This is a genomic window from Endozoicomonas sp. ALE010 (assembly GCF_049310165.1).
GTDB lineage: Bacteria > Pseudomonadota > Gammaproteobacteria > Pseudomonadales > Endozoicomonadaceae > Endozoicomonas.
Genome location: NZ_JBLYNV010000173.1, coordinates 1 through 2,023, shown reverse-complemented (window position 1 = coordinate 2,023; position 2,023 = coordinate 1). Strand labels below are relative to the sequence as shown.

General features: G+C 48.3%; 3 protein-coding genes. All 3 read left to right on the top strand.

Features of this window, described 5'->3' with window-relative positions:
- The first annotated feature begins 61 nt into the window (after positions 1 to 61).
- Positions 62 to 751 carry a hypothetical protein gene (locus ACO6UY_RS24575; protein WP_422491676.1) on the top strand — a complete coding sequence of 230 codons (690 nt, stop codon included), beginning with the start codon at positions 62 to 64 and terminating at the stop codon, positions 749 to 751.
- Positions 751 to 1,524, top strand: a complete 774-nt coding sequence (locus tag ACO6UY_RS24570; protein ID WP_422491674.1) for a hypothetical protein — start codon at positions 751 to 753, stop codon at positions 1,522 to 1,524. Before ACO6UY_RS24575 ends, ACO6UY_RS24570 begins: the two co-directional genes overlap by 1 nt.
- Before the next feature lie 125 nt (positions 1,525 to 1,649).
- Positions 1,650 to 1,973 (top strand): hypothetical protein, encoded by a 324-nt coding sequence (locus ACO6UY_RS24565; protein WP_422491673.1) that lies wholly within the window; start codon positions 1,650 to 1,652, stop codon positions 1,971 to 1,973.
- Positions 1,974 to 2,023: the final 50 nt, after the last annotated feature.

Genomic DNA, 2,023 nt, shown 5'->3' with positions numbered 1-2,023 from the left:
ACTGAACCAGGCGCATAAACAGGTGCTGTTTCAATACGGATAACAACGACGGAGAACGATTATGCATCGGATTGATGGCGATGGGGCCACCAGTGACAACCGCTTTACCAGCGGGAACCCCCAGGCGGGTATTCCTGCCACGGTGATTACACCGGAATGGTTGAACAGTATTCAGGAGGAGCTGGTTAGTGTGATTGGGGCTGAGAAGCTTGATAAAAGTTTGAGCAATCAGTTACTAATTGCAATTAACAGGCTGATTAAAAATAACTCAGCAGCTTATCAGCCCGGCGATTTGGTGTTATGGACATCAGGTGAAGATCGGGATGGAGTGTTAGACCTCACTGGTGCCAGGGTAGCTAACGGGTGGAATGATTACCACGAGCTGGCAAACAGCGGGTCAACACTCATCACCAGAGACGGTGATGATATGATCCTGACAGATCTGCGTGGTGAGTTCTTCAGGATTTGGGATAATGGGCGTGGAGTAGATCCAAGCCGATTGCTGGGTAGCTGGCAGAAAGGGAGTTATATACCAGGCGATGATGCGTTTGCAGATAACCTTGTATTTGCATACCGAAGTAACTACGCCGGATTTGGCTGGGATCGTTTCTTAGACACTACCGACATTAATTCTGGTGATATTCGATACGATAGTAATAGAGGTACTGATTTGTCTGTTCCAGAGGCTATACACCACGGGGGTATGGCGAGACCAAGAAACTTTTCAATCAGGGCAGGAGTTAAATACTAATGAACACCACAAACTTACCACCAATTTATAACAGCTGCCCTATAACTGGTGAGTATCTTCCACCTTTGCCCGGCGAAGGCCAACCAACAGCATCACCAAATCCACGCAATCCTGATAATCCTCTGGTACCTGCCTATGCATCTTTGAAAAAGCCGCCACCTACCGAAGTAAATGAGAAGGCAAAGCTGGATCACATTGCAGACACTTGGTCAGTAGAGCCAGACTTTCGCGGATCTGTATTTAATAAAGAAACCAAAGAGAAAAGCAATTGGACAGAGCTGGGTAACCTGCCCGAACATCTAACCAAAGTTGAACCCGCTACCCGCTGGGACAAATGGATAGAAAATTCAGGTCAATGGCAAACCGATATCGAAGCCCGCCAAAAAGATCTTTGCAAATCCTACTGTGACCAGCTCGACAGTTTCGCCAGCACCGTCCGCGCCCGTTTTATTTCTGGTGGCGATAACACCACCACAGAATACGAGCTGACCCGGGATGAAGCGCTGATCTTCAAGTCCGCTGGCTATGAAGGCGAAGTCCCTGGAACCGTTCAGATTCATATGAACTCCTATGGTGTGGATGCACAAACAGCGGTGCAGCAGATCCTGACCATGAATGAGCTTTCCAGGAATGCCATCAAACAGGTAAGAGCAGTTCGCCTGCCGGGCAAAGAGCTGATCAAGAAGCTGCCACCAGAAACCACAGAAGAGGCATTCAAAGCCGAGTTCGACAAACTCTACTCGCAGCTGGATGTCATTGAGGCAACATTTTAAGTAGGAGCCAACGAAATAAACCCTGTGATGGTGATTCGTGATAGCCAGTGACCAGAGCCCGCTTTTTGCGGGCTTTGTTTTTTTTACAATGGGTGCAGGATGTCACCAACCACTACAGGTCCGTCATGGATGAATATCAAAATGAATTTAGTTCCCGGGGTTTAACCCTGCTGATCGGTTTTGCAGCTGTGGCTGTGCGATTGATCATGAGCGTTCGTCACCTGGATTATATGATGGTGTTCCGCGCCATCTGTGCCACGGCATTTGTCGCTCTGCTTGTGGGTGAACTCCTGATGAACGTTGATATTCACCCATCTATTAAAAACGCCATTATCGGCGTTTGCTGTTTCATTGGTCGGGAGCTATTGGAAGGCCTGATTCAACTGGCAGAACAATTCAAAAAAGACCCGAAAGCGTTTATTGAATCCATCCGCAAAGGAGGCAAATGATGTACCGATGGAGCGAACGATCCCAACGCCGGATGCAGGGCGTAGACCCA

What these genes read in the sequence shown, in the direction of transcription:
- ACO6UY_RS24575 (WP_422491676.1), top strand. Translation starts at nt 62, where the DNA reads ATGCATCGGATTGATGGCGATGGGGCCACCAGTGACAACCGCTTTACC.
- ACO6UY_RS24570 (WP_422491674.1), top strand. Translation starts at nt 751, where the DNA reads ATGAACACCACAAACTTACCACCAATTTATAACAGCTGCCCTATAACT.
- ACO6UY_RS24565 (WP_422491673.1), top strand. Translation starts at nt 1,650, where the DNA reads ATGGATGAATATCAAAATGAATTTAGTTCCCGGGGTTTAACCCTGCTG.